Below are 23,859 nucleotides of genomic sequence, written 5' to 3' on the forward strand. Positions count from 1 at the left end.
GCGTTAGGCTCGCTCCCGTGAACATCCAGCTCGACAAGATCCTGCTCATCGGGATCATCGCCGTGCTGTTGCTCGGGCCGCAGCGGCTGCCCGTGTACGCCCAGAAGCTCGCCGACTTCGTCAAGGCCGTCCGCCGGTTCGCGGACACCGCGAAGGACCGGATGCGCGAGGAGATGGGCCCCGACTTCGACGACGTGGACTGGCAGAAGCTGGACCCGCGGCAGTACGACCCGCGTCGGATCATCCGGGACGCCCTGCTGGACTCCCCGTCCTCCGGTGCCGAGGCGGCTGCGGCCGCCGCGACCGTGACGGCGGCGAAGGTCCGGGCGCCCGCGCCGATCGTGCCGCTGGCCGCCGGCGAAGCCGCACCGTACGACGCCGAAGCGACCTGACGCCGACCCGACCGGACCCGACGCCGAGGCGACAGACGCCGACCGTCAGGACAGCGACAGTCCGAGCTTCCGGCCGGCCAGCCCGCGACCCATCGCGGTGAGTCGGTCCGCCACCGCGTCGAGTGCGACCGCTGCGGCGTCCGTCGGGTCACCCAGGACGACCGGGAGGCCCGCATCGCCCCCGGTACGCAGCGGCACCGAGAGCGGCACCCGGCCGAGCACCGGCACGGGGGAGTCCTGCCCGCGGGAGAGCCGCCGGGCCGTCTCGTCCCCGCCGCCCTCGCCGAAGAGGTGCAGCACGGTGCCGTCCGGCTGCACGAGCCCCGCCATGTTCTCGACGACGCCGATCACCCGCTGACCGGTCTGCCGGGCGACGATCCCGCTCCGCTCGGCCACGTCCGCCGCAGCCGCCTGCGGGGTGGTGACGACGAGGACCTCGGCGTGCGGCAGCAGCTGGCCGACGGAGATCGCCACGTCACCGGTGCCGGGCGGCATGTCGAGCAGGAGCACGTCGAGGTCGCCGAACCACACGTCGGACAGGAACTGGTTGACGGTGCGGTGCAGCATCGGCCCGCGCCAGGACACCGCCGTGGAGACGTCGTCGACGAACATGCCGATCGAGACGACCTTCACCTCGTGGGCGACCGGCGGCAGGATCATGCTGTCGACGCGGGTCGGGCGTGGCGCCACACCGTGCTCGTCGGTCAGGCCCATCAGGCCCGGGATGCTGAAGCCGTGCACGTCGACGTCGACGATGCCGACGCGCTGCCCGCGGCGGGCGAGGGCGACCGCCAGGTTCGCGGTCACCGTGGACTTGCCGACGCCGCCCTTGCCGCTCGTCACCGCGATCACGCGGGTCAGCGAGTCCGGGGTGAACTGGACGCCCTTCGGCCGGCCCTCGCGCAGCCGCTCCGTGAGGGCACGACGCACGGCGGGGTCCATCACGGACACGTCGACGTCGACCGCCGCGACACCCGCGACGGAACCTGCGGCGGCCCGGACGTCCCGTTCGATGGTGTCGGCGGCCGGGCACCCCACGATCGTGAGCTGCAGGTCGACGCGCACCGTGCCTCCCGGCTGGACGTCGACGCCACGGATCATGTCGAGCTCGGTGACGGGGCGGCGGATCTCCGGGTCGATGACGCGGCCGAGCGCAGCGAGGACCGCCGTGCCGAGCGCGTCCTCCGGGTGGGAGGCGTCAGCCACGCGTCACCGAACGGTCGTGGCCGCGGTCACGACCGCGGTCGTGCACCTGGCTGCGCGCGCGGTCCCGCTCGCGGTCGTCAAGTTCGTCGAGGTCCTCGGGGTCGCCGTCACGGCGGTCGAGTTCCTCGAGCAGGGACCGCAGTTCGGCGCGGATGAAGTCCTTCGACGCCATGTCGCGCATCGCCAGGCGGAGGGCGACGACCTCGCGGGCGAGGTACTCGGTGTCGGCGAGGTTCCGCTCGGCGCGCTGCCGGTCCTGCTCGAACTGCACGCGGTCACGGTCGTCCTGCCGGTTCTGCGCGAGCAGGATCAGCGGCGCCGCGTACGAGGCCTGCAGCGACAGCACGAGGGTCAGCGCGGTGAAGCCGATCGCGGCGGAGTCGAACTGCCACGACTTCGGCGTCAGGATGTTCCAGCCCATCCAGAGCACGCAGAAGAGCGTCAGACCGATGAGGAACCAGGGGGTGCCCATCGCGCGTGCGATGCCCTCGGTCGCACGACCGAACGCGTCGCCACGACCCCGGCGTCGGGTCGGCAGGACGCGGGTGCGCATGCCCTTGGGGGAGTCGAGACGTTCCTCGGGTCGTTCCCTGCGGTTCTCATCCGTGCGTGCCACGAGTCGTCCTCCTTCCCGGGGTGACCGGTGCTCTGCGAGTCAGTGAGCGTGGGCGCGAGACCGCGCCGGGGTTGGCGTCGGCCTCGTCCTGACTGCGCCAGTCGTCCGGCAGGACGTGATCGAGGACGTCGTCGATGGTCACCACCCCGACGAGTCGGTGGGCGTCGTCGACCACGGGGACGGACAGGAGGTTGTAGGTCGCCATCACGCGCGTCACCTCGGCGGCACTCGCGTCAACCTTCACCGGTTCCGTCTGCTGGTCGATCAAGGTACCGAGGCGCTCGTTCGGCGGGTACCGCAGCATCCGCTGGAAGTGCACCAGGCCGAGGAAGCGTCCGGTCGGCGGCTCGTACGGCGGCAGCGTCACGCAGACCGCGGCGCCGAGCACCGGGGCGAGTTCGTGGCGGCGGATCAGTGCGAGGCCCTCGGCGACGGTCGAGTCCGCCGAGAGGATCACCGGTTCGGTCGTCATCAGGCCACCGGCGGTGTCCGGCTCGTACTCGAGCAGCATCCGGACGTCCTGCGCCTCTTCCGGCTCCATGAGCTCGAGGAGGGCCTCACTGCGCTCGTCCGGCAGCTGTGCCAGGAGGTCGGCGGCGTCGTCGGGCTGCATCTGGTCGAGGACGTCGGCGGCGCGGGAGTCGCGGAGCGCCGAGAGGATCTCGATCCGCTCCTGGTCCGGCATCTCCTCGAGCACGTCGGCGAGGCGGTTGTCGGGCAGTTCCTCGGCGACCTCGAACCGACGCTCGGACGGCAGGTCGAGCAGGGTCGAGGCGAGGTCGGCGGGCAGCAGGTCCGAGTAGGCGGCGATCACGTGCTCGGCGGACTGGGACTCACCGGGCAGTTCGTCCTCGGTGACCTCGTTCCAGGCGGCGAACGTCGTCGGGCCCTTGCCGAACGGGGACGGCGTGGTCTTCGGCTTGCGGAGGAAGAGCTGCGCGACGGACCAGTCGCCCTGGCCGTGGTCCTCGATCGCGACGTCCTCGATGGTCGCGCGGATCTGCTCCTTCTTGATGAGCACCTTGCGGCCGAGGATCTCCGCGATCACCCGGACCTCGCCACCGCGCTGCTCGAAGCGGCGCATGTTGACCAGGCCCGTCGTGATGACCTGCCCGGCACCGATCGAGGTGATCCGGCCGATGCTGACGAAGATGCGGCGCTTGCCGGGGACCTCGACGATCAACCCGACGACCTGTGGGGCATCGACCCGGCGGTAGACGACCAGGACGTCGCGGACCCGACCCACCCGATCGCCCGCGGGGTCGAAGACGGAGCACCCGGCCAAGCGGGCGACGAAGACCTTCGAGGCGCTCACCCGTCCAGCGTAGTCGTTCGCCCCGGCGCACTCGCCGCGCCTTCCCTGGTGGTTCTCGTGTGATCGCAAGGAGCCCGGTGGATGATGACTGTGTGAGCACTCAGAGCCCCTTCGGCGGCCGCACGGCACAGGCGTTCCCCACGCTGCCCCGCGGTGACGTCCTCGGCACCTACGACAGCTACCCCGAAGCACAGCGCGTGGTCGCGAAGCTCGCCGAGGCGGACTTCCCGGTCGCGAAGCTGGCGATCGTCGGCAACGACCTGAAGACCGTCGAACGCGTCACCGGCAAGATGACCTACGGTCGCGCGGCCCTCGCCGGCGCCCTGTCCGGCCTCTGGCTCGGGTTCTTCTTCGGCATCGTCCTGACCCTGTTCTCACCTTCGGCCGGTGGCCTCTTCGCTGCCGCCGCGGTCATCGGTGCCGGCTTCGGCATGCTGTACGGCATCGTCTCGTTCGCCATCACGAAGCGTCAGCGGGACTTCACGAGCGTCCACCAGGTCCTCGCCACGAACTACCAGATCGTCGTCGAGCCGCAGCTCTCCGGGCAGGCCCAGCGCATCCTCGGGCAGGCCGGCGCGATCCAGCACACGTCGTGGGACCAGCCGGGTGCGGGCAGCGCGAAGCAGGGCGGCCAGCCGGGGCAGTACGGCCAGCAGCCCGGGCAGTACGGCCAGCAGAGCCAGGTCGGCCAGCAGCCGTGGCGTCCGAACTCCCCGCAGGGCGGCCCGGGCCAGGGCGGTGCGAATCCGGGGCGTCCGCCGCAGTACGGGGAGTACGGCCAGCAGGGCCAGCCGCCGCAGGGTCAGCCGGGCCAGTACGGTCAGGCGCCGCAGGGTCAGCCGGGCCAGTATGGTCAGGCGCCGCAGGGTCAGCCGGGCCAGTACGGTCAGCCGCCGCAGGGCTCGCCGTACGGCGGGCATGCCACCCCGCACCAGCAGCCGGGCTCCGGCTCACCGGCGGCGCCGACACCGGACGGCCGCCCCCGCTACGGCACGAACGACGGCCCCCGCTACGGCGCCGACGACGACTCCACCCGTCGGACTCCCGAGGACACTGCTCGCCGCGACACGACGGGAGGCCCGCGGTACGGCACGAACGACGGTGCGGCCCGCGACGCCTCCGGTGACCGCGGTGCGAACCCGCCCCAGCGTCCCGAGGGCACGACACCGCGCTACGGCACGAACGAGGGCGGCCCGCGTACCGCGTCGACCACGGACGGCGCCGGGTCGACGCCCGAGCGGCCGGACGCCCCGCCGCGCTTCGGCACGACCGACGGCCCCCGCTACGGGGAACGGGCGACCAGCCCCGAACCCGAGCAGCAGCCCAGGGACGACTCGACGACGGACGGACCCGAGACGCCTCGCCGGGAGGACGGACACCGCGACTGAGCGCGGCCGGCGACACTGACGACGACGGGGGCTCCCGGACCGGATGGTCCAGGAGCCCCCGTCGTCGTCCGCTCTGCTGGTCAGAGGATCTTCGAGTAGCAGACCGAGCGGTCGGCGCCCACGTACGGGCCGAAGTTGGCGATGCGGCTGAAGCCCTCGCGCTCGTAGAACGCGATCGCTCGCTTCTGCTCCGTGCCCGTCTCGAGGACGAGGGCCGGCGAACCGAGGTCGAGCGCGGCCTCCTCGAGTCGACGCAGCATCGCCGCGGCCACACCCGACCCGCGGGACTCCGTCCGGACGTACATCCGCTTGACCTCGGCGATGCCGTCGTCGACGATCCGCAGACCACCGCAGCCGACCGGGGTGCCGTCGCCGTCCCGCGCCACGAAGAACACCGCGATCGAGTCGGCCGTGGGCTTCGGTCCGGGCTCGGTGTCCGCGCCGTACGTGCTGTCGATCTCGATGCGCTGGGCGGCACGCAGCCGCTGGGCATCGGGCGAGTCGAAGTGCTCGACGTCGATCAGGAAGGTGCTCGAGGGGGCTTCAGCGCTCACGAGGCCCAGGCTAGCGCTGAGTGCGGGCGATCCACCCCTCCACTTCCGAGGGGGTCCGGGGGATGTGCACGGACAGGTTCTCGGCGCCGTCCTCGGTCACCAGGATGTCGTCCTCGATGCGGACGCCGATGCCGCGGAACTCCTCCGGCACGGTCAGGTCGTCCTGCTGGAAGTACAGTCCGGGCTCGATGGTGAAGACCATGCCGGGCTGCACGATGCCGTCGAGGTACATCTCACGGCGGGCCTTCGCGCAGTCGTGCACGTCGAGCCCGAGGTGGTGGCTGGTGCCGTGCACCATGTACCGGCGGTGGAACTGGTTCTCCGGCTGGAGCGACTCGTCGGCCGAGACCGGCAGGAAGCCCCACTCGGCCGTCTTGCGGGCGATGACCTGCATGGCGGTCGCGTGGACCTCACGGAAGGTGATGCCGGGCTTGACGATCGCGAACGCCGCATCGGCAGCCTCCAGGACGGCCTCGTAGACCATCCGCTGGACGGGGGAGAACGTGCCGCTGACCGGCAGCGTCCGGGTGATGTCGGCCGTGTAGAACGAGTCGACCTCGACCCCGGCGTCGATGAGGATGAGGTCGCCCGGCTGCACGGCACCGTCGTTCCGGGTCCAGTGCAGGATGCAGGCGTGGTGGCCGGCGGCCGCGATCGTGTCGTACCCGACCGTGTTGCCGTCCGCACGGGCACGGCGGTTGAAGGTGCCCTCGACGATGCGCTCGCCACGGGGGTGGGCGAGGACCGCGTCGAAGTCGGCGATCACGTCGTCGAACCCGTGCTGGGTCGCGTCGACGGCCTTGCGGAGTTCGCTGACCTCGAACGCGTCCTTCACCAGGCGCAGCTCGGACAGGTCGCGGGAGAGCACGTCCGCCGTCGCCGGGGTGTCGTCCTGCTCCTCGGCGCCACCGACGGTCGTACCGAGCCGCTCGTCGAGGGCGCGGGTGAAGTCGGTGTCGGCGTCGCGGACGACCAGCACCGAGGCGTCGAGGCCGTCGAGGACCCGGTCGAGCTCGCCCAGGTCGGCGGTCGCGAGGCCCAGGTCGGCGGACACCTCGGCCAGCGAGGGCCGCGGTCCCACCCAGAACTCACCGATCTCGGGGTTTGCGTAGAACTCCTCGGAGTCACGGCCGGCGGTCGCACGGAAGTACAGCGTGGCGTCGTGCCCGCTGCCGTTCGGCGTCAGGACCAGGACGGACCCGACGACGGTGTCCGTGCCCCAGCCGGTGAGGTGCGCGAACGTGGAGTGCGGGCGGAACGGGTAGTCGCAGTCATTCGAGCGCACCTTCGCCTGCCCGGCGGGGACGACGAGCGTCCGACCGGTGTGCAGCTCCGAGAGCCGCGCCCGACGCTCGGCAGCGAAGGCGGACTGCTCGCGGGGCGCCGGGAGCGGACGCTCGCGCTCCGCCCAGTTCGACGCGATGTGGTCCTTGAACACGGACGAGCCGGGAGTGGTGGAGCGGTTGCTCGTCGCGCGGGGAGTGGTGTCGGCCATGCGTCCCATCATCGCACCGTGCAGCTTCCGGTCACCGCGCGCTGTGGGCTCAGCAGCCGACGTTGAGACCGTTCCCGCCCGGAGAGGTGTAGCGCAGCTCGCGCACGCTGCCGTTCGCTGGTGCGTACTGGGCGGTCGCGGTCGCCATCGCGACGGGGTCGGCGTCCTTCGTCGGCCGGTACTCGATGCAGACCGTGCCGATGCTCGCACCGGTGGCGTCCGGCTTGCCGATCTCCCACTTGCCGAGGAAGTGGTGGTCGGCGAGCGGGTGCGCCGCCACGTACTCCGAGCCGGTCTCCGTCCCGCCGTCGGCCATGGCGTCGACCATGCCCTCGGCGACGGTGGTGGCCTCCTTCTCGAGGTCCGGGATCGTCGCCTTCCGCTCGGACTGGGACATCTCGGGCTGGGCCGCGGTCGTCGCGGTGTCGCCGCTGCCGCCACCGCTGCAACCGGTCAGTCCGGTGAGGACGACGATCCCGAGAGCGAGTACCGCTGCGCGCTGTGCTGTGGACATGACCGTTCCCCCTGGTTGCTCGATGGTGGGCGATCCGGCCGGCCCCGGCCTCGTGAGATCACCGCGCGCCCAGCGTACCGGCGGGCGCGTCGCCCCCGGCGTCGCCCGCGTCAGTGCTCGAGTCGTCGTGCGGAGATCGCGGTGGCGACTCCGCCGATCACGAGCACCAGACCGAGTGCGGCCGACACGTACATGGGCCCGTACGAGTAGCTTCCGGCGACGTCGACCTGTCTGCCGAGCCACATGCCCTCGATGAGCACTTGCCACGCCATCAGCAGGACGATGACCGAGCCCACCATGCTCGTGACCCAACCCCAGATGACCTGTCCCCGCTGCATGGGTCGGATCATCCCACCTCGACGGCACGCAGTCCACACCGCGGTGACGGGGACGTCCCTGGCGACCGGTGGGCCCGACCTCGGGCCACCTGCGCAGCGTCAACCGGCATCGCCTGGCACACCTCCGCCCACGCTGTCGCCCTCCTGCCCGCACTCGGCGTGTTCGCCTTCGCGTCGATGCACCTGCTCCCGCCGCTCCGCCGCACACGGGACGTGCGGTGACGAGGACACACGTGGGACGAGACCGAGGCGTCACCGCGGCCCTCGTGGCGGGCGTGGCCACGGTCCTCCTGGCCGGGTGCGCCGTCCACAGCACGCCGGCCGACGTCGGCGGCGAGCCGTCGACGGCGTCCGGGCTGCACGCCCGGCGCGCTGCCGTCGACGGGCTCCGGCACCACGACGAGCGTCGCTTCGACGCGGCGGTCAGCCGGGGACAGCGGGCGACCGCGGCGACGGCGTGGCGCACGTGTGCTCCGGCACTCGCCGTGCGGCCGGACGCGGAGGCGCGGGTGACGTTCGACGCCGTCGTCGTCCCGGAGACCATCGGCGTCATCGTCCACCCCGTCACACGTGGAGCCCCCGGATGCTGGGTGACGCTCTCCTGGTCCGCGGGGCACGGCTGGTCCGCAGCGGCCGAGCGCACGGCCGGCGAACCGCGTCTGTGAACGGCGTCCGACCGGCTGGTGACCTGTCGGTAGCATGACGGGGTGCCTGATCCGTTCATCGACCTGCACGCTCACTCGAGCGTCTCCGACGGCACCGAGCGCCCGGGGGAGCTGGTCCGGGCCGCCGCGGCCAGTGGCCTCGACGGCGTTGCCCTGACCGACCACGACACCACCGCGGGCTGGCACGAGGCCGCCGAAGCCGTCCGGCAGCTGCCGATGACGCTGGTGCCGGGGCTCGAGCTCAGCACCCGGATCGGCTGGCGGAGCGTGCACGTCCTCGGCTACCTGGTCGACCCGGAGGACCCGGGTCTCGTCGCCGAGACCACCGCGATCCGTGACGGCCGCCTCACCCGGGCCCGCAGCATGGTCGACGCGATCGGCCGCGACCACCCGATCACCTGGGACGACGTCCTGGCCGAGTCGAGCGAGGGGGCGACCATCGGCCGCCCGCACATCGCCGACGCGCTGGTGCGGCTCGGCCTCGAGTCCGACCGCAGTGCGGCGTTCCGCGGCATCCTCCACCCGTCCTCCGGCTACTACCAGCCGCACGACGCCCCGTCGCCCCTGCGCGGCGTCGAGCTCATCCGTGCCGCCGGTGGGGTGCCCGTGATCGCCCACCCGGCAGCCTCGTCCCGGGGGATCGTGATCGACGAGCCGATGCTCCGCGAACTCGTCGACGCGGGTCTCGCCGGCCTCGAGGTCGACCACCGCGAGAACCAGGCGCACGGCAAGCGCACCCTGCTGGACTGGACCCAGCAGTTCGGGCTCTTCGTCACCGGGTCGAGCGACTACCACGGCGAGGGCAAGCCGAACCGCCTCGGCGAGCACCGCACGTGCCGCCGGTCGTTCGACGCGATCGTCGAGCAGGCCACCGGCAGCGAGCCGGTGGTCGGGCCGGGGTCCCGCCTAGCCTGACGCCGTCCTGCATGGCCGGCCACGGGCCTCCCGTCCGCACGACGCGGACCGGACCTCTCCGGACCGTGGGACGACGACGGCCCCGTCACCGAGGTGACGGGGCCGATCGACCTGGAGGCGCTACTCGCCGTCCGAGGAACCCTGCGGTGCCGAGGCGGTCGCCTCCGACGGTCCGCTGCCGCCACGACGGCGACGGCGGCGACGACGCTTCTGCGTGCCGTCACCCGACTCGTCACCGGCGGCGGGGGCCGGAGCACCCTCGACCGTGCCAGCGGCGGTGGTGACGTCCTGCGCGTCCTCGGCGGGCGCGGTGCGCTCCGCTGCCGGACGGTCACCGGAGCCGCGACGCGAGCCGGACGACTCCGACCCGGCGGACCGGGTGCGGTTCCGCGACCGGGACTCGCCGGCGCTGCCGGAACGCGAGCCGGAGTCGGAGCGCGAGTCGGAGCCCGAGCGCGAGCCCGATCGCGAACCGGCCGACGACTTCTCGGTGCCGGCGGTGGCGGCGTGCGAGGTCGTGCCGGGCAGGCGGCCCTTGGTGCCGACCGGGATGTCCAGGTCGGTGAAGAGGTGCGGGGACGACGAGTACGTCTCGACGGGCTCGGGGATGCCGAACTCGAGCGCCTTGTCGATCAGCGTCCACTTGTGCAGGTCGTCCCAGTCGACGAACGTGACCGCGATGCCGGTCTTGCCGGCGCGGCCGGTGCGACCGGCGCGGTGCAGGTACGTGTCCGGGTCGTCCGGGATCGTGTGGTTGATGACGTGCGTGACGTCGTCCACGTCGATGCCACGGGCGGCGACGTCGGTCGCGATGAGGACGTCGCGCTTGCCGGCCTTGAAGGCGGCCATCGCACGCTCGCGCTGCTCCTGGTTGAGGTCACCGTGGACGGCGGCGGCGTTGAAGCCGCGGTCCTTCAGCTCCTCGACGATGCGGGCGGCGGCACGCTTGGTGCGCGTGAAGATGACGGTCTTGCCGCGACCCTCGGCCTGGAGGATGCGGGCGATGACCTCGTCCTTGTCCAGGGAGTGCGCGCGGTAGATGACGTGCTTGATGTTCGCCTGCATCAGACCCTCGTCGGGGTCCGTCGCGCGGATGTGCACCGGTCGCGACATGAAGCGGCGGGCGAGCGCGACGATCGGTGCCGGCATCGTCGCCGAGAACAGCATCGTGTGCCGCACCTCGGGCACGGCCTGGAAGATCCGCTCGATGTCGGAGAGGAACCCGAGGTCGAGCATCCGGTCGGCCTCGTCGAGGACGATCTCCTGCACGTGCGAGAGGTCGAGGAGACGCTGACGCTGCAGGTCGATGAGACGACCGGGCGTCCCGACGACGATCTGCGCGCCGGCCTTGAGCTGCTCGACCTGGCCCTCGTACGCCTTGCCGCCGTAGATCGAGACGAGCTTGGTCGGACGGTTCACCATCGCGGACTCGAGGTCCTCGCTCACCTGCACGGCGAGCTCGCGGGTGGGGACGACGACGAGCGCCTTCACACCCGGTGCGGGGTCAGCGCCGATGCGCTGGATCAGCGGCAGGCCGAACCCGAAGGTCTTGCCGGTGCCGGTCTTGGCCTGACCGATGATGTCCTGGCCGGTCAGGGCGAGCGGGATCGTCTGCTGCTGGATCGGGAAGGGCTCGATGATGCCCTTGCTCGCGAGCGCATCGACGATGTCCTGCTCGATCTGGAGTTCTGAGAAAGTCAAAGAAGTTCACCCTGTTCGTGGGGAGGAGTCCGGGCCAGTCTACCGACGTGCCGGAGGGGTATCACCCGACCCGTATGCTGGGCGGGTGGTGTCGTGGTGGAACCGGAAGCGTGCTGGGCAACTCGCTGCAACCTGGCTCGCGTCGCGGAACCCGCGCAGCGGGACCGTCGAGCGTCTGCAGTTGGACGACGTCAGCCCTGAGCTGGACGTCTACCTCGGCCAGGCGGCCTACCTGCAGCTGTCGCTGTACGAGACCATGGGCCGTGCCGGCGCCGGTGCGCCGACGCTCTCGGGCCGTCTGGTCACCGGGGTGCTCGCGACGACCGCTCTCGAGCGGCACCGTGCCATCGTGGCCGAGATCGAGCGTGGCGGCAAGGAGCCAGCCGATCTGATGGCCCCGCACCGGGACGCGATCGACCGTTTCCTCGAGCGTACGAGCGGTGCCGACTGGTACGAGTCGATGCTCACCGGGTACGTCACCGCCGGCATCCTCAACGACCTGTTCGCCAACCTGCTGCGGTCGCTGCCGATCGACGTGCGGCAGCGCCTGCGCACGGTGTTCGACACCCGCGAAGAGCCCGCGGTGGTCGAGGAACTGACCGCCCGGATCGACGAGGACCCGGTCGTGGCGTCCCGTCTGGCGATGTGGGGCCGACGGCTCGTGGGCGACACGCTGCTCGTGGCCCGGTCGGCGCTGGCGTCCCACGCCCGGGAGGACCAGGAGCGGCTCGAGCCGGTCTGGACCGAACTCATCGCGGCGCACACCCGCCGGATGGACGCCCTCGGCTTGACCGCCTGACGGCCTGGCCGCCTGAGCGAGCGCCGACGCCGGCGGCGTGGTCCGCAGCTGCGCTAGGCGCCCTGCTTGACCATCCGCTCGTAGTGCGCGTCGTCCGCTGCGGTGCGGCGTCGGCCGAGCACCACCTCGACGACGAGCGCGGCGGCGGCAGCAGCCACCAGGGCGACGACCCAGATCCAGGTCCCGCCGTACGACCAGCCGGCCCAGGTCAGGGCCTCCCACAGGACGGCCGCGACGATGCCGCCGACCACGGGGCCGATCAGCACCCCACGGGTCGTGCGCCAGGGCACGACGACGTGGGCGACCGCCCCGAGGAGGATCCCGCCGAGCACGGCGAAGAGGAGCTCCATGCGGGGAGCGTCAGGCGAAGAAGCCGATGCGGCGCGACTCTTCGGCGCCCACCTCGACGTACGCGAGCGATCCGACCGGCACGATGAACCGGCGGCCCTTGTCGTCGGTGAGGGAGATGTGCGTCGCCTTGGCCGCGAGCGCGTCAGCCACGGCGGTCTCGATCTCGTCGGCGGTCTGCGCCGTCTCGAAACTGATCTCGCGGGGGCTGTTGATGATGCCGATCTTGATGTCCACGACCTCACCCTAGTCGAGCGTCCCCGGGCGGCCCGGAGCGTTCGCCGCGGGCGCACGGCCGCGCCCGCACCCCGGCGCGGGCGGCCCGGGATGTCGGCTGCGGTGGGTACCGTACGACCGTGCCACCGACCACCCTGACGCCCGCGCCGGACCTCGGCTCGGTCGCGCGCGCACTGGTCGACGACCCGGCGCAGCAGGCGGTGCTCGCCCTGCCCGACGGGGTGCACGCGGCGGTCATCGGCGCTCCGGGGACCGGCAAGACGAGCACGTTGACGCGGCTCGTGGCCGACCGGTCCGCCCGCCCCGGCGCGATCGACCCCTCCGGGCACGGCACCGTCCTCGCGCTGACCTCGGCGCGTGTCGCCGCGACCGCACTCCGCGACCGTCTGGCGGCCGCCGTCGACCGGGTCACGCCGGGCGCCCTCGCACGCACGGTCAACTCCCTCGCCTTCCAGGTGGTGGCGCACGCGGCCTCGGTCCAGGGGCAGGAGGCACCGACCCTGCTGACCGGCGGCGAACAGGACCGGATCATCGCGGACCTCCTGGACGGGCACGAACTCGACGGCACCGGACCGGACTGGCCGGCGCCGATCACCGACGTGGTCCGCGAGCGGGCCGGCTTCCGCACGGCGCTCCGTGACCTGATGATGCGGGCGGTCGCCGCCGGCATCGAACCCGACGACATGCGCGAGCTCGGCGACGACACCGGACACCCCGAGTGGCGAGCGGTCGGCGACTTCGTCGACGAGTACCGCGCGGCCGTCACCGCCTTCCGGTCGACCAGCCTCGACGCCGCCGAACTCGTCGCCTTCGCCACCGCGGCAGTGCTCCGGGGGGACCTGCCGCCCGCCGTCGCCGCACTCCGTCTGGTGGTCGTCGACGACGTGCAGGAACTCGTCGAGGGCGAGATCGCCCTGCTCGGCGCCCTGGCCCGCTCCGGCGTGCAGGTCGTCGCGTTCGGGGACCCGGACATCGCCGCCTCCGCCTTCCGCGGCGGCGTCCCGGACGTCCTCGGCCGCCTCGGGCCACGGCTCGGCGTCCCACACGTCCAGGAGATCGTCCTCGGCACCGTGCACCGGCACGCGGCCCCGATCCGCGCGCTCGTCACCGGCATCACCGGGCGCATCGGCACCGCGGCTGCCGGTCGACAGCGGGCGGCCCTCGCCCGGGAGGCCCGTGGCCGCTCCGACGCCGTCCTGCACCTGGAAGCCCCCAGCCGTTCCGCGATGGTGGCCGCCGTGGCGAGACGTCTCCGCGAACACCGGCTGCTCGACGGCGTCCCGTGGCACCGCATGGTCGTCGTCACCCGCAGCGGTGCCGCGATCCCCGAACTGGTCCGGGCGCTCTCGGTGGCCGAGGTCCCCGCGACCGCCGGGGCCGCACCGACCCGCCCGCGGGACGACACGGCTTCCCGGACCCTGGTCGACGCGGCGGCCGTCGCGCTCGGGGTGCTCCCGCTCGACGCCGACCTGGCGACGTCGTTCGCTACCGGGCCGCTCGGTGGGCTGGACACCCTGGCGATCCGTCGGCTGCGGCTGGCGCTCCGCCGGGAAGAGCTGGCCGGCGGCGGCACCCGGACGGCTGACGAGCTGCTCGTCGACGCGCTCGGCGCCCCGGAACGCCTGGCCACGATCGACGCCGCCTTCGCCCGCCGTGCGATGCGGCTGGCCACGAGCTTCATGACCGCCCGGCAGGACGCCGAGTCGGGGGCGAGCATCGAGGAGATCCTCTGGGGCCTCTGGGAACGCAGCGGCCTGGCCGGGGTCTGGCGCTCGCAGTCCGTCGCCGGCGGGGTGGGTGCGGCCGAGGCGGACCGGCACCTCGACGCCGTGGTCGGGCTGTTCACCGCCGCGAAGCGCTTCGTCGAGCGGACTCCGGACGCGCCGGCGCGGGTGTTCGTCGACGACCTCCTCGGCGCCGACCTGCCGGAGGACTCGATCGGGCCGGACCGGACCGCCGGACGGGTCCGCGTGCTGACCCCCTCGGCCACGGTCGGGCTGGAGTGTGACGTCGTGGTGGTCACGGGCCTCCAGGACGGCGTCTGGCCGAACACGCGGGTGCGCGGCAGCCTGCTCGACCCGGACGGGCTGGTCCGGGCGGCGGCGGGGATCCCGCACTCGCCCACCGACGACCGGGCGGCGGTGATCGGTGACGAGCTCCGGCTGTTCGTGCGGGCGGTGTCCCGCGCGACGACCCAGGTGGTGATCGCGACCGTCGCGAACGACGACGAGTCACCGTCGCCGTTCGTGCGGCTGGTGCCGGTGCCGCCGGACCGGCAGACGTCTGCGCACCCGCTGTCGTTGCGCGGGCTGGCCGGGTCGCTGCGCCGTCGGGTGGTGGCGACCGGGGACCACGAGGCGGCCTCGGCGCTGGCCCGTCTGGCGGCCGAGGACGTCCCCGGTGCGTCGCCCGACGACTGGTACGGCATCGTGGAACCGACGACCGACGCGCCCCTGGTCGACCTCGACGCGGAACCGGTCGTGCCCGACGTCGGCGAGGACGAGGACGGGGCCGCCGCCGAGCCGGTGCCGCCGACGGTGGCGGTGTCGCCCTCCCGGATCGGCACGTTCGAGGAGTGTCCGGTGCACTGGTTCGCGCAGACGTTCGGCGGCGGTGCCCCGAGCCCGGCGATGGGCATCGGGACGATCGTGCACGAGGCGATGGAACACGCGACCGACGTCGACGTCGAGTCGCTGTGGCACCGGGTCGAGGAACGGTGGGACGAGCTGACCTTCGAGTCGCCGTGGGTCGCGGACCGTGAGCGTGCCCGCACCCGGCGGATGATCGAGGGGCTCAGTGACTACCTGCGGACCTTCGCCAGCGCCGGCCGACGGGTGCTCGGCGCCGAGGCCTCGTTCGCCCTCGTGACCGGCCCGGCGCGGGTGCGGGGGAGCATCGACCGCATCGAGGTCGACTCCGAGGGCCGGATCAGCATCGTCGACCTGAAGACCGGCCGCGTCATGCCGAGCGAGAAGAACGACATGCCCGGACACCCGCAGCTCGCCGCGTACCAGCTCGCCGTGGCGGACGGAGCGGTCGAGGGCGTGCCGGAGGGTGCGGAGACCACCGACGCCCGACTCGTCTTCGTGCAGAACCCCAAGGGCGCGCACGCGTACTCCGAGCGGACGCAGCGGGCCCTCGACCCGGAGTCGCGCGAGGCCTACCGCGAACGCCTGCACACCGTCGCACGCGGCATGGCCGGGCGGACGTTCCTGGCGAACGTGGACGACCACTGCGACCGGGCCCGCACCGGCACCGAGTGCCGCATCCACGTGGTGGGCGAGGTGACCTGGTGAGCGACGAGACCACGGTGGACCAGACCGCCGCGTCCGCGGTGACGACTGCGGTTGCGGCTGCGGCTGCGGCCCCGACCGTCGCCCCGACGGGAGGCGCGGTGCCGGACGAGCGTCCGGCCCGCCGCCGGTACGGGGCCGACGAGATCGCCGATGCCCTGGGCAAGCCCCGACCGACCGCGCAGCAGCGGGCCGTCATCGAGTCCCCGCTCGCCCCGGCCCTGGTGGTCGCGGGCGCCGGCAGCGGGAAGACCGAGACGATGGCCTCCCGGGTCGTCTGGCTGCTGGCGAACGGCTTCGTGCAGCCGGACCAGGTGCTCGGTCTGACCTTCACCCGCAAGGCCGCCGGTGAGCTCGGCGTCCGCATCAACGACCGGATCGGCGCGCTCGAGGACGTCGGGTTGATCGAGACCGGCGACGCCTTCCTCGCACCCACCGTGTCCACCTACAACGCGTTCGCGAACGCCGTCTTCCGCGAGAACGCCCTGCTCGTCGGGCGGGACGGCGAGTCCCAGGTGCTCACCGAACCCTCGGCGTGGCAGCTCGCCAGACGGGTCGTCGTCGCCGCACGGGACGACCGGCTCGCGGGCCTCGACCGGAACGTCGACACCATCACCGCCGCGGTCGTCGCGCTCGCCGGGGCCGCCTCCGAGCACCTCGTCGACCCGGCCGACCTCCGCCGGTTCGCGATCGACTTCGGCGACCTGCTCGAACTGCCGGGGTCCAGCCGCGGCACGCCCTACAGGGCCGTCACCGACGCCGTCGCCGCGATCGGGTCCCTCGAACCGCTCGCCGACCTGGTCGAGGAGTTCCGCCGCCAGAAGGTCGACCGCGGCTTCGTCGAGTTCTCGGACCAGATCGCCCTGGCGCTCGCCGCCGCGGACGCAGCACCGCGGGTGGCCGACGACCTGCGCTCCCGGTTCGCCGTGGTGCTGCTCGACGAGTACCAGGACACCTCGGTCGTGCAGACCCGCTTCCTGGCACGGCTGTTCCACGACCACCCGGTGATGGCGGTCGGCGACCCGCACCAGTCCATCTACGGCTTCCGCGGGGCGAGCGCCGCGAACCTCGCACGCTTCCCGGCCGACTTCGGCGATGCGGGTGGCGATCCCGTCGTCACCTACGCCCTGTCGACCAGCTGGCGGAACCCGATCGACGTGCTCGCCGCCGCGAACGCCGTCGTCGAGCCGCTCTCGAGCGCGTCCGAGGTCCAGGTGGAACGCCTCGAACCACGCCCCGGCGCCGACCGCGGGACCGTCGGCGTGGTGTTCCCGGAGACCCTGCCCGAAGAAGCCGACGCGGTGGCCGCCTGGTTCGCCGACCATCGGACCCGGAACCCCGGCGGGTCGATGGCGCTGCTGCTCCGCGCCCGGAAGGACCTCTCCGCGTTCACGGCGGCGCTCGGTGCCCGGGCGGTGCCCTACCACGTGCTCGGTACCGGGGGCCTGCTGCAGCGGCCGGAGATCGTCGACCTGGTGGCGTGCCTCTGCGTGCTGCACGACCCCGCCGCGGGCAACGACCTCATCCGTCTGCTCGCCGGGGCACGGTGGCGGATCGGCGCGGCCGACATCGTCGCGCTGCACGGCCTGGCCCGCTGGCTGTTCGGCCGCGACCACACGCACCGACGCCTCGACGACGAGGTCACCGCGGCGTTCCGGGCCTCGGTCGCCGCGGGGGAGCACGGTTCCGTCGTCGACGCGCTCGACTTCGTCACGACCGCGCCCGACGACCACTCGGCGCTCGACGCGATCAGCCCGGCCGGCCGGGAGCGCATGCGGGCACTCGGTGCGCAGCTGTCCTCGTTGCGGTCCCGTGCCGGCGGCGACCTGGTCGACTTCGTCACACTCGTGGTGCAGGAGATGCGGCTCGACATCGAGGTCAGCGCGCACGAGCAGGGCGGCTCCGCGTACCTCGACGCCTTCGTCGACGAGCTGAGCGGCTTCGTGCAGACCGACGACCGGGCCGACCTCGGCGCCTTCCTCGGCTGGATCGACGCCGCTGCGCGCCGCGACGACATGGGGCCGCGCTCCGAGGAACCCGAGGGCGGCACCGTCCAGATCCTCACCATCCACGGGTCGAAGGGGCTCGAGTGGGACGCGGTCGCCGTGCCCCGGATGGTCGAGGGCGGACTGCCGGCCCGGCCGCAGGAGGGCTCGACCGGCTGGCTCGGCTTCGGCCGGCTGCCGTACGAGTTCCGCGGTGACGCCGACGAGCTGCCACGCCTGGCCTGGCGGGGACAGGAGACCCAGAAGGACGTCGTCGACGCGATCGACGCCTTCAAGGACGAGGTCAAGGCGCGCAACGAGGACGAGGAACGTCGGCTGACCTACGTCGCGCTGACCCGGTCGAAGCACGAACTGCTCGTCAGCGGATCGTCGTGGTCGACCGGCGTGAAGCCCACCGCGCCGAGCCGGTACCTGCACGACCTGGTCGAGGCCGGGGTGCTCGCCGCGGACCGGATCCCGGACGGCACGACCCACGAGTCGAACCCGCTCGGCGACCAGGGAGCGTCGCAGACCTGGCCGCACGTGCCCTTCGGCTCCCGCGGGCCGCGGGTGCTCGCCGCGGCGGACCGGGTCCGGAACGCGAACCCCGGTGCCGCCGGACGGTACGCCGCCGACATCGACCTGCTGCTCGCGGAACGTCGGGCCTCCCGGTCGCCCGCGCACCAGGTCGTCGTCCCGCACCGGGTGCCGGCGTCCGGCTTCAAGGACTACCTCGGTGAGCCGGACAAGGTGGCCGAGCGGTTGCGCCGACCGATGCCGGAACGCCCCTACCGGGCGACGCGTCTCGGCACGCTGTTCCACCAGTGGGTCGAGCAGCGCGCCCGCGGCGAGGCCCTGGCGGCGCTCGGCGGCTGGGACGGCGGGTTCGACGCGTGGGCCGGCGAGCTCGACCTGGATCCCGACGAGACGACCGAGGGTGGTCCGGCCGCGGCCGGCGAGGTCCCGGTCAGTGACGACGACGCCCGACGGCTGGCCGACTTCCAGGACACCTTCGCCCGCTCACGGTGGGCGGGGCTCACCCCGGTCGAGGTCGAGCGCGAGATCCACATCCCGTTCCTCGGCCACAGCGTGGTCTGCAAGCTCGACGCCGTGTACGAGATCGACGGTCGCATCGAGGTCGTCGACTGGAAGACCGGCAAGGCCCCGAGCGGTGCCGACGACCTCGACCGGCGGCAGTTGCAGCTCGCGCTGTACCGGGTCGCGTACGCCGAGTTCACCGGGCGGCCGATCACGGACGTCGACGCGGTGTTCTACTTCGTCGCCGACGACCTGGAGGTCCGACCGTCGACGCTGCTCGACCGGGCCGGACTCGAGCGCGCCTGGCGCGAGGCGATCGGCTGACGCGGGTCGTGCCTCCCGGCCGGCGGGCCGCCGCGCGCACGCGTCGATTCCGCGGAACACCGGTGTTCGTCGAACGCGCCGCGTGTTCCCGCGATGTATCGGACGAACACCGGTGTCCCGCGGGCCCGGCCGTGCCGGCCTGTCAGCTGTGGCGGCGCTCGGTCGAGGAGAGCAGCTGCTCGACCTCGCCGATCTCCATCGTCTCCGGCGACACCGCCTGCAGCGGCGCGGCCGTCGGGGCGTGCACGGCCTCGGCGAGCCGGTGCATCATCGCGACCGCGTCGTCGACGACCTCGGTGCTCTTCACCTGGACGCCGTGCAGCAGCCACTGCGCGGTCTCGAGTTCGTGGTGCACGCGGGCGCGCTGTCCGAGCTGACGGTCACGACCGCCGCCGCCCGCGGTGTAGGCGCTGAGCACGGTGTCGAACGCCTCGCGGCGGCCGGCGAGCACCCACGCCAGGTCCTTGGCCGGGTCGCCGAGCCGCAGTTCGCCCCAGCCGAGGACGCCCGTGACGTCGTCCCCCTGGACGAGGACCGAGTCGAGACCGAGCGAGCCGTGCACGACGGTCGGCGTGAACTGCCAGAGCTGCTGGTCGCGAGCGGCGCCCTCCCAGCGTTCCTGCAGTGCGTCCGGCACGAGCTTCGTCGCGACGGCGCGGTCCATCACGGACACGGCCGAGCGGAGCACCTCGAAGGGCGTCAGGGACGGCAGGCCGGCGTCGGTCACGAAGCTGGTCGGCAGGGCGTGCAGTGCGGCGATCGCGCGACCGACGCTGGTGGCCAGCTCGGGCCGGTCGGTCAGGTCGCGGAGCGCGGGGTGCGCGCCCTCGACGTAGGACGTCAGGATGGCGCGCGTCGACCCGATCGGCGCCTGTCCGCGGTACTCCGGCACGGCGAACGGGAGGCGCGTGCGGATCCCGGCGCTCAGGGCGCGGATCGCGACGAGGTCGGCGGACTGGCGCGCTTCCGCGCGCTGGTTCCGGGGACGACGGATCGCCGAGGAGCGGCCGTCGGCGTCGCGGACGACAGCCGACTCGTAGTCGCCGCCGGCCACCGAGCCGAGCGTGCGTGTGCCGGTCAGGACCAGCCCGGGCACGGCCGTGGTCGCCAACGCGGCTAGAGTGAACTGCGATCCCGCCATGCCCAACAGGGTAGGTCCGCGGCGCATCCGATCGGTGCGCGCCACGCTGACCCGGGACGTGTCGACCACCAGGAGATCCGTGTGACCGTGGAGTTCGCCGCCCGGCTGCCGCTCGCCCGCAACGAGCTCGACCGCGACGCGGAGCACCGTTCCACGCCCGACCTCGAGCGGGTGCTGCGCGACGACCCGGCCACCCGGTTCCTGCCGGTCCACGGCGGCGCGATGCTGCGGAACGCCGACGGCACGCTGCGCTTCGTCGACGCCGACCAGGTGCCGGACGACGCCACCCTGCTCTACCTCGGCCGCGCGGTCAGCGACGCCCCGGACGCCCCGGCGGGCACCCGCTTCGTCGCGGCCCTCGTCGACGACGCCGCGGCCGCCCGGATCGAGCCGGACACCGACGCGTGGGAGAACCTCCGCATGTTCGGCACCGAGCTCTCCGCGCGTGACCAGGGCCTGGCGGTCGAGGCCGTGGCGATGGCGAACTGGCACGCCGTGCACGGGTTCTCGCCGCGCACCGGTTCGCCGACCGCGTCCACCGTCGGCGGCTGGGTCCGCCGCGACCCCGAGGGCCACCAGCACTTCCCGCGCACCGACGCCGCGATCATCGTCGGCATCACCGACGGGCAGGACCGGATCCTGCTCGGTTCGAACGCCGCCTGGGACGCGAACCGCTACTCGCTGCTCGCCGGGTTCGTCGAGCCGGGGGAGTCCCTCGAGGACGCCGTCCGGCGCGAGGTCTTCGAGGAAGCCGGCGTCACCATCGAGGAGCCCGAGTACCTCGGCTCGCAGCCCTGGCCGTTCCCGGCGTCGCTGATGGTCGGCTTCCGAGCCCGCGCGGTCGACGGCGACCCCTCCTCCGCCCGCCCGGACGGTGTGGAGATCATCGACGTCCGCTGGTTCTCGCGGGACGAGATCCGCGAGCAGGCCGGCGACACGGTGCTGCTGCCCGGCCGGACCTCCATCGCCCGCGTGATCATCGAGGAGTGGTACGGCGGGCCGCTCGACCTGCCGTGAGCCCCACAGCCGGACCCGTCGACCCGTCGACCCCGTCGCCGGACGCGCTGCTCGCCGCGCTCGACGCCGAGCAGCGCACCGTCGCCCGGACGCTCCTCGGCCCGGTCGCGGTCCTGGCCGGCGCCGGCACCGGCAAGACCCGGGCGATCACCCACCGGATCGCGTACGGCGTGGCCACCGGCACGTACTCGCCGAACCACGTCCTGGCGCTGACCTTCACCACCCGCGCCGCCGGTGAGCTGCGCTCCCGGCTGCGTGCCCTGGGCGCCGGAGCCGTACAGGCCCGGACCTTCCACGCGGCGGCGATGTCGCAGCTCGGGTACTTCTGGCCGGACACCGTCGGCGGCCATGCGCCCGGCCTGGTGGAGTCGAAGGGGCGGGTGATCGCGCACGCGGCCGACACGATCGGGCTACGGGTGGACACCCCGGTGCTGCGCGACCTGGCCGGCGAGGTCGAGTGGCGGAAGGTGCAGCGCCTCACCTACGACGAGTACGAGGCCGCGGCGTCCGAGCGCACCATGCCGCGGGACACCTCGCCGTCGCGGGTCGTCGACCTGATGCGCGCCTACGAACGGCTCAAGGACGACCGTCGGCAGATGGACTTCGAGGACGTGCTGCTGCTGACGCTCGGCATGGTGGAGTCCGAGCCCCGGGTGGCGTCCTTCGTGCGGCAGCAGTACCGCTTCTTCGTGGTGGACGAGTACCAGGACGTCTCGCCCGTGCAGCACGACCTGCTCCGGGCGTGGCTCGGCGGACGGGACGACCTGTGCGTCGTCGGGGACGCCAGTCAGACGATCTACTCGTTCACCGGTGCCTCGAGTCGCTACCTGCTCGGGTTCGGTTCGGAGTTCCCGCGCGCGTCGGTGCTCCGGCTGGAACGGAACTACCGGTCCACCCGGGAGGTCGTGCTCGCGGCCAACGCCCTGATGCGCGGGCAGCCGGGGGCGCTGGACCTCGTCGCGCAGGAGACCACCCCCGGCCCCGAACCGGTCGTGCTGCCCTGCGTCCACGACGGTGACGAGGCGGCGACCATCGCCCGACGCATCGCCGAGCTCGTCACGGGCGGTGCCGCGTACGGCGACTGCGCGGTGCTGTTCCGCGTCGGCGCGCAGTCCGCCGCGATCGAGTCGGCGCTCGCCCGCAACGGGATCCCGTACCGGGTGCAGGGCGGCAAGCGGTTCTTCGACCGGCCGGAGGTCAAGCTCGCCGTGCACCACATGCGCGGCGAGGCGGTCCGGCAGACCGACGACGAACTGCTGCGCCGCGTGGAGCTCGTCCTGCAGATCAGCGGGTGGACCCGCACCGCCCCCGAGGGCACCGGCGCCGTCCGCGAACAGTGGGAGGCGCTGCAGGCGATCATGCAGCTCGCCGAGAACGCACCCGCCGACACGACGATGCAGCAGTTCACCGCGGACCTGGTCGACCGCGCGGCCACCCACCACGAGCCGGAGCTCGACGCCGTCACCCTCGCGACGCTGCACTCGTCGAAGGGCCTGGAGTGGCCGCACGTGGTGCTCGCCGGCGTCGCCGAAGGGCTGCTGCCGATCTCGTACGCCACCACCGACGACGGCATCGACGAAGAGCGCCGCCTGTTCTACGTCGGCATCACCCGTGCCCGTCGTTCCCTGACCATGACGTGGTCGGCGCAGGGCTCGTCACGGGGCGGACCCCGGGTGGCGAGTCGGTTCCTGGCAGCGATCGGCACGCACACCGCGGATGCGGAGCGACCCACCGCCGGGTGACCGACAGGTCGGCCCGGTCGAACACCAGCTGCTCGGCGTCCGGCCGCTGCACGACCAGCGGCAGCCGGTCGAGGACCGTCCGGGCCACGGTGGCCGCCAGGCTGGCCGCACGCCACGGGGACAGCGCCGCCGCCGGTCGTCCCCACACCTGCGCGGCGATCGCCGGCCAGGCCGGGTCGGCGTCGGTCCGTTCCAGCTCCACGCACTGGAGGCACGGCCCGGCCCCCGGCACGAGGAACGGCCCGACGCGGACCCGGCCGTCACCGACGACGACCGGCAGGTGCGGCACCGACCGCCGGGTCCACGCGGACCGGACGACCGGGTCGGTCACGTGGTCGGCGACGAGGACGGCCAGCGCCGGCGGTGGGTCCGGTTCGGGCACCGGGCCGCCCCGCGGAGCGATCGTCCGGACGACGGTCACGCCGTCGCCGGTGAGCATCCGGTCGAGTTCGTCGGCGAGGGGCCCGACGCCGGCGACCTCGACCCGGGCGAGGGGCTCCGGCAGCATGTCGACGACCGCGGCGGCGGCGTCGCCGAGGACCCGGGCGGCCGCGGCCGGTGCGCAGCCGACGCTCCGTGCCAGCCCGGCCATCACGTCGCGTGCGGTCTCGCGTCGGAGCGCGCAGAGGAACCGCTCCTCGGCCGTGGTCGGGACCGGTACCACGGCACGCGGCGGGTCGACCCCGAGCTGCACGGTGCACGGGTCGCGCCACACGAACTCGAGCGTCGGATCGATGCGGATGCCCATGTCGCCAACGCTCGCGCATCACCGGTGTCGGCCGGAGGTGGACGGCGTGATCTGTGGACAACCCCGGGGCGGGCCGGCGGGTGTGGAC

Annotated in this window: 20 protein-coding genes and 1 pseudogene; 9 read left to right on the top strand and 12 right to left on the bottom strand. The window is 73.1% G+C overall.

The features are described 5' to 3' along the window. Window positions 1-17: 17 nt before the first annotated feature. A complete protein-coding gene (locus SOM35_RS00995; RefSeq protein ID WP_166779649.1) occupies window positions 18-392 on the top strand; it encodes a twin-arginine translocase TatA/TatE family subunit in 375 nt (124 codons plus the stop codon). 45 nt (window positions 393-437) lie between these two features. Here the strand turns inward: SOM35_RS00995 and SOM35_RS01000 are convergent, their stop codons facing one another. The 3 genes from SOM35_RS01000 to SOM35_RS01010 are packed head-to-tail and all read right to left on the bottom strand — an operon-like array spanning window position 438 to window position 3,529. Next, window positions 438-1,598 carry an Mrp/NBP35 family ATP-binding protein gene (locus tag SOM35_RS01000; protein ID WP_320514003.1) on the bottom strand — a complete coding sequence of 387 codons (1,161 nt, stop codon included), beginning with the start codon at window positions 1,596-1,598 and terminating at the stop codon, window positions 438-440. Further along, entirely contained in the window at window positions 1,591-2,151 is a 561-nt protein-coding gene (locus tag SOM35_RS01005; RefSeq protein ID WP_260497432.1) for a DUF1003 domain-containing protein, read from the bottom strand. Before SOM35_RS01005 ends, SOM35_RS01000 begins: the two co-directional genes overlap by 8 nt. Before the next feature lie 46 nt (window positions 2,152-2,197). Then, a complete protein-coding gene (locus SOM35_RS01010; RefSeq protein WP_320514005.1) occupies window positions 2,198-3,529 on the bottom strand; it encodes a magnesium transporter MgtE N-terminal domain-containing protein in 1,332 nt (443 codons plus the stop codon). A 92-nt stretch (window positions 3,530-3,621) separates the two neighbouring features. On the opposite strand from SOM35_RS01010, the gene SOM35_RS01015 reads away from it, so the two are divergent. Beyond that, entirely contained in the window at window positions 3,622-4,917 is a 1,296-nt protein-coding gene (locus tag SOM35_RS01015) for a general stress protein (protein WP_320514007.1), read from the top strand. A gap of 80 nt (window positions 4,918-4,997) precedes the next feature. Here the strand turns inward: SOM35_RS01015 and SOM35_RS01020 are convergent, their stop codons facing one another. The 4 genes from SOM35_RS01020 to SOM35_RS01035 form a co-directional block, all read right to left on the bottom strand. Beyond that, window positions 4,998-5,471, bottom strand: a complete 474-nt coding sequence (locus tag SOM35_RS01020; protein ID WP_220039231.1) for a GNAT family N-acetyltransferase — start codon at window positions 5,469-5,471, stop codon at window positions 4,998-5,000. Between the two features lie 10 nt (window positions 5,472-5,481). Further along, window positions 5,482-6,966: an aminopeptidase P family protein gene (locus SOM35_RS01025; protein ID WP_320514009.1), complete on the bottom strand. Its 1,485-nt coding sequence runs from the start codon at window positions 6,964-6,966 to the stop codon at window positions 5,482-5,484. Between the two features lie 49 nt (window positions 6,967-7,015). Then, window positions 7,016-7,480: a hypothetical protein gene (locus SOM35_RS01030; protein ID WP_320514010.1), complete on the bottom strand. Its 465-nt coding sequence runs from the start codon at window positions 7,478-7,480 to the stop codon at window positions 7,016-7,018. Window positions 7,481-7,590: 110 nt separating this feature from the next. Continuing rightward, window positions 7,591-7,818, bottom strand: coding sequence for a hypothetical protein (locus tag SOM35_RS01035; RefSeq protein ID WP_320514012.1), 228 nt, complete (start codon window positions 7,816-7,818; stop codon window positions 7,591-7,593). A 233-nt stretch (window positions 7,819-8,051) separates the two neighbouring features. On the opposite strand from SOM35_RS01035, the gene SOM35_RS01040 reads away from it, so the two are divergent. Continuing rightward, window positions 8,052-8,483 carry a hypothetical protein gene (locus SOM35_RS01040; protein WP_320514013.1) on the top strand — a complete coding sequence of 144 codons (432 nt, stop codon included), beginning with the start codon at window positions 8,052-8,054 and terminating at the stop codon, window positions 8,481-8,483. 42 nt (window positions 8,484-8,525) lie between these two features. Then, window positions 8,526-9,398: a PHP domain-containing protein gene (locus tag SOM35_RS01045; protein WP_320514014.1), complete on the top strand. Its 873-nt coding sequence runs from the start codon at window positions 8,526-8,528 to the stop codon at window positions 9,396-9,398. 120 nt (window positions 9,399-9,518) lie between these two features. Here SOM35_RS01045 and SOM35_RS01050 read toward each other — a convergent pair whose 3' ends face one another. Further along, on the bottom strand, window positions 9,519-11,099 hold the full coding sequence (locus tag SOM35_RS01050; protein ID WP_320514015.1) for a DEAD/DEAH box helicase: 1,581 nt from the start codon (window positions 11,097-11,099) through the stop codon (window positions 9,519-9,521). Window positions 11,100-11,187: 88 nt separating this feature from the next. Between SOM35_RS01050 and SOM35_RS01055 the strand changes: the two genes are divergently transcribed. Further along, window positions 11,188-11,898, top strand: coding sequence for a ferritin-like fold-containing protein (locus tag SOM35_RS01055; protein WP_253467774.1), 711 nt, complete (start codon window positions 11,188-11,190; stop codon window positions 11,896-11,898). A 53-nt stretch (window positions 11,899-11,951) separates the two neighbouring features. Here SOM35_RS01055 and SOM35_RS01060 read toward each other — a convergent pair whose 3' ends face one another. Next, window positions 11,952-12,248 carry a hypothetical protein gene (locus SOM35_RS01060; RefSeq protein ID WP_320514018.1) on the bottom strand — a complete coding sequence of 99 codons (297 nt, stop codon included), beginning with the start codon at window positions 12,246-12,248 and terminating at the stop codon, window positions 11,952-11,954. Between the two features lie 10 nt (window positions 12,249-12,258). Further along, window positions 12,259-12,483, bottom strand: coding sequence for a DUF3107 domain-containing protein (locus tag SOM35_RS01065; RefSeq protein WP_111075648.1), 225 nt, complete (start codon window positions 12,481-12,483; stop codon window positions 12,259-12,261). Window positions 12,484-12,602: 119 nt separating this feature from the next. Between SOM35_RS01065 and SOM35_RS01070 the strand changes: the two genes are divergently transcribed. Both SOM35_RS01070 and SOM35_RS01075 read left to right on the top strand, forming a co-directional pair. Continuing rightward, window positions 12,603-15,779, top strand: a complete 3,177-nt coding sequence (locus SOM35_RS01070) for an ATP-dependent helicase (protein ID WP_320514020.1) — start codon at window positions 12,603-12,605, stop codon at window positions 15,777-15,779. Beyond that, window positions 15,776-19,123: an ATP-dependent DNA helicase gene (locus tag SOM35_RS01075; RefSeq protein ID WP_320514021.1), complete on the top strand. Its 3,348-nt coding sequence runs from the start codon at window positions 15,776-15,778 to the stop codon at window positions 19,121-19,123. Before SOM35_RS01070 ends, SOM35_RS01075 begins: the two co-directional genes overlap by 4 nt. A gap of 142 nt (window positions 19,124-19,265) precedes the next feature. Here SOM35_RS01075 and SOM35_RS01080 read toward each other — a convergent pair whose 3' ends face one another. Then, window positions 19,266-20,264 (bottom strand): phosphotransferase, encoded by a 999-nt coding sequence (locus tag SOM35_RS01080; protein WP_111075724.1) that lies wholly within the window; start codon window positions 20,262-20,264, stop codon window positions 19,266-19,268. Window positions 20,265-20,345: 81 nt separating this feature from the next. On the opposite strand from SOM35_RS01080, the gene nudC reads away from it, so the two are divergent. Beyond that, window positions 20,346-21,281 (top strand): NAD(+) diphosphatase, encoded by a 936-nt coding sequence (nudC, locus tag SOM35_RS01085; RefSeq protein ID WP_320514023.1) that lies wholly within the window; start codon window positions 20,346-20,348, stop codon window positions 21,279-21,281. Then, on the top strand, window positions 21,278-23,023 hold the full coding sequence (locus SOM35_RS01090) for an ATP-dependent helicase (RefSeq protein ID WP_320514024.1): 1,746 nt from the start codon (window positions 21,278-21,280) through the stop codon (window positions 23,021-23,023). The genes nudC and SOM35_RS01090 overlap by 4 nt, the downstream gene beginning before the upstream one ends. On the opposite strand, the pseudogene SOM35_RS01095 reads toward SOM35_RS01090, so the two are convergent. Then, a pseudogene (locus tag SOM35_RS01095) lies at window positions 22,974-23,771 on the bottom strand (TOMM precursor leader peptide-binding protein); the annotation flags it as partial. The gene SOM35_RS01090 and the pseudogene SOM35_RS01095 overlap by 50 nt on opposite strands. Window positions 23,772-23,859: the final 88 nt, after the last annotated feature.

It is taken from the genome of Curtobacterium sp. CFBP9011 (assembly GCF_034045095.1).
In the GTDB taxonomy this organism is placed as follows: Bacteria; Actinomycetota; Actinomycetes; order Actinomycetales; family Microbacteriaceae; genus Curtobacterium.

Excerpts from the sequence above, each read along its gene's own strand:
- SOM35_RS01005 (WP_260497432.1), bottom strand. The coding sequence starts at position 2,151 with ATGCGCACCCGCGTCCTGCCGACCCGACGCCGGGGTCGTGGCGACGCG.
- SOM35_RS01025 (WP_320514009.1), bottom strand. The coding sequence starts at position 6,966 with ATGGCCGACACCACTCCCCGCGCGACGAGCAACCGCTCCACCACTCCC.
- SOM35_RS01030 (WP_320514010.1), bottom strand. The coding sequence starts at position 7,480 with ATGTCCACAGCACAGCGCGCAGCGGTACTCGCTCTCGGGATCGTCGTC.
- SOM35_RS01035 (WP_320514012.1), bottom strand. The coding sequence starts at position 7,818 with ATGCAGCGGGGACAGGTCATCTGGGGTTGGGTCACGAGCATGGTGGGC.
- SOM35_RS01060 (WP_320514018.1), bottom strand. The coding sequence starts at position 12,248 with ATGGAGCTCCTCTTCGCCGTGCTCGGCGGGATCCTCCTCGGGGCGGTC.
- SOM35_RS01080 (WP_111075724.1), bottom strand. The coding sequence starts at position 20,264 with ATGGCGGGATCGCAGTTCACTCTAGCCGCGTTGGCGACCACGGCCGTG.